Source organism: Caballeronia sp., assembly GCF_049581465.1.
Lineage (GTDB): Bacteria > Pseudomonadota > Gammaproteobacteria > Burkholderiales > Burkholderiaceae > Caballeronia.
Map to the genome: position 1 here is coordinate 1 of NZ_JBAUSA010000444.1, position 2,678 is coordinate 2,678.

General features: G+C 62.8%; 2 protein-coding genes. Both read left to right on the forward strand.

Translation table 11 applies throughout. From position 1 onward, the window contains the following. Window positions 1–8: 8 nt before the first annotated feature. Complete coding sequence (locus WCA53_RS11035; RefSeq protein ID WP_423909191.1) at window positions 9–1,238, forward strand: NAD(P)/FAD-dependent oxidoreductase; 1,230 nt, start codon at window positions 9–11, stop codon at window positions 1,236–1,238. Between the two features lie 29 nt (window positions 1,239–1,267). Then, window positions 1,268–2,671 (forward strand): MFS transporter, encoded by a 1,404-nt coding sequence (locus WCA53_RS11040; RefSeq protein WP_423909188.1) that lies wholly within the window; start codon window positions 1,268–1,270, stop codon window positions 2,669–2,671. The last annotated feature ends 7 nt before the right edge of the window (window positions 2,672–2,678 follow it).

The window sequence follows — 2,678 nt, forward strand, 5'->3', positions numbered from 1 at the left end:
GCGCAAGAATGGCTGACGATCTGGTATTGGGCGAGCCGCATACGGTTGTGGTGATCGGCGGCGGACAGGCGGCGGGATGGATCGTCAAGACGCTGCGCAAGGACGGCTTTACGGGGCGGCTTGTGATGATCGCCGACGAGGTTCACTTACCTTATGAGCGGCCGCCGCTCTCGAAGGCGGTGCTTTCCGGCGATGCCGATATCGACACGGTTCGGCTCGTTTCACCGGACGACTTCGCGGGTCTGAACGTCGAGGCATGGCAGCCGGATTGCGCGGTGTCGATCGATCGCGAACAACGGATCGTGCGGACGTCGCAGGGCCGCGAGGTGCGCTATGACCGGCTCGTGATCGCAACCGGCGGTGCCGCGCGGCGCTTGCCTGAGTCGCTCGCGAAGACCTCGCACATTGCCTATCTGCGTACGCTCGACGACGCGGTGTCGCTTGGTGCTAGACTGCGAAAAAGTGAGCGTGTGCTCGTTATCGGCGGCGGCTGGATCGGCCTCGAGGTGGCGGCGACGGCGCGCAAGCTGGGTGTGGAGGTAACGGTTATCGAAGGAGCATCGCGTCTGTGTGGCCGCTCGTTGCCGCACGAGATGTCGGATTTCCTGCTGGAGTTGCATCGCTCGAATGGCGTCGATGTAAGGCTCGATGCAGTGCTCGTCGCGCTGGACGATCACGAGCAAGGCGTGCGCGCCACGTTCGCGGACGGCCGCACGCTCGATGCGGATTTCGCGGTCGCGGGGATTGGTCTCACACCTCATACGTCACTCGCACAAGAGGCCGGACTCGACGTGAACGACGGCATCGTGGTCGATGAATTTGGGGCGACGTCGGACCCGTTCATCTTCGCTTGCGGCGATGTATCGAACCATCCGAACGCCTGGCTCAAGCGTCGCGTGAGGCTCGAATCGTGGGCCAACGCGCAAAACCAGGCTATCGCTACTGCACGCGCGCTTATGGGCACGCGCGAGCCCTACGCGGAGATCCCCTGGTTCTGGTCGGATCAGTACGACATCAACCTGCAGATTCTCGGTGACATTCCAGCGGGTGTCGAACCCGTGATTCGTGGCGATTTGCAGGCGAAGCGCGCGACCTTTTTCTTTCTTGCTGGCGGCACGATTCGCGGCGTTATCGCGGTCAACACGCCGCGCGATCTCAAGCTCGCGCGCAAATGGATGAGCCAGGGGCGCGAGGTTGATGTCGCGACGCTCGTCGATGCCGGCAAGGCGCTCGCGTGAAACATCCGGAACCGGAACAGGATACAAGCATGAGAACTATCGTCAATACCATCGCAGGGCAGGGCGGCACCAGTGTCTCGGGCGCAGTGACCAAAGGATCGATCATCGCGCGTATCGAGCGCTTGCCGGCCAATGCCTTGCAGGTGCGCGCGCGGCTGCTGATTGGCGCCGCGACCTTCTTCGACGGCTTCGACGTTATCACCATCGCCGCTACGCTGCCGCTGCTGATCCAGAAATGGGGGCTTACGCCGGGCCAGGTCGGCTTCCTGATCGCTTCCGGTTCGATTGGCCAGTTGATCGGTGCTTTCCTGTTTCCGTCTCTGGCGGAGCGCTTCGGTCGGGTGCGTTCGATCGCATGGAGTTCCGCGATTATTGGCGTGACAAGTATCGCGTGCGGGTTCGCGCCGACCTTCGCCGTGTTCGTCGCGCTACGGATCGTGCAGGGTCTCGGACTCGGTGGCGAGCTGCCGGTGGCCGCGACCTACATCAACGAGATCACGCGCGCCCACGGACGCGGACGCTTCGTGCTGCTATATGAAATCGTTTTTCCGATCGGCCTGCTCGCGTCGAATGCGCTCGGCGCGTGGATCGTTCCGCGCTTTGGCTGGCAAGTGATGTACTTGATCGGCGGAGCGCCGCTCGTGCTGTTTTTCCTCTTGCGCAAGCTGGTACCCGAATCGCCGCGCTGGCTTGGCGAACGCGCGCGGATGGCCGATGCCGACCGCGCGCTAAACGCCTTCGAAGCGAGCGTGAAAGGACCGCTGCCCGCGCTGACGAATCTCGCCGAATACGAATCGATGGCGCACCGTCACCCGAAGCGTCGCCGGCTCGACGTGATCAGCCCGGCGTACCTGAAGCGCACGATCGCCGTGGCCCTGCTGTGGATGACCGCCGGTGTGATCCAATACGGCCTTTCGACCTGGCTGCCAACGATCTACGAGACCGTCTATCGTGCCCCGCTGCAACTGGCGTTGAACCTTGCCGTCGCGGCATCGGTCCTCGGCGTGCTCGGCTCGCTGATTTGCGCGCTGATTGTTGACAAGGTCGGCCGCAAGCCGGTGATCAACGTGTCGTTTGTGTTGTGCGCGATCTCACTGGCACTTGCTGGCGTGTTCCATGCACAGTCGGTGTACGTTGTCGCCACATGTTGTGCGTTCGCGCTTGGGTTCATGGCGTGCGGCTTCATCACGGCCTATGTCTATACGCCAGAGTTGTATCCAACTAGTATCCGCGCGTTCGGCTGCGGCCTTGGTGGCGCGTGGCTCAAGGTGGCGGCGATCTTCGCGCCGGCCCTGGTTGGGAAGACACTGGCGAGCGGCCATCTCGATACGGCGTTCTACCTGCTCGCCGCAGTACCGATGCTGGCCGCGCTCGCGGTGCATTTTCTGGGCATTGAAACCAAGGGCAAGGTCCTCGAACAATTGGAAGCCTGAGCTGGAC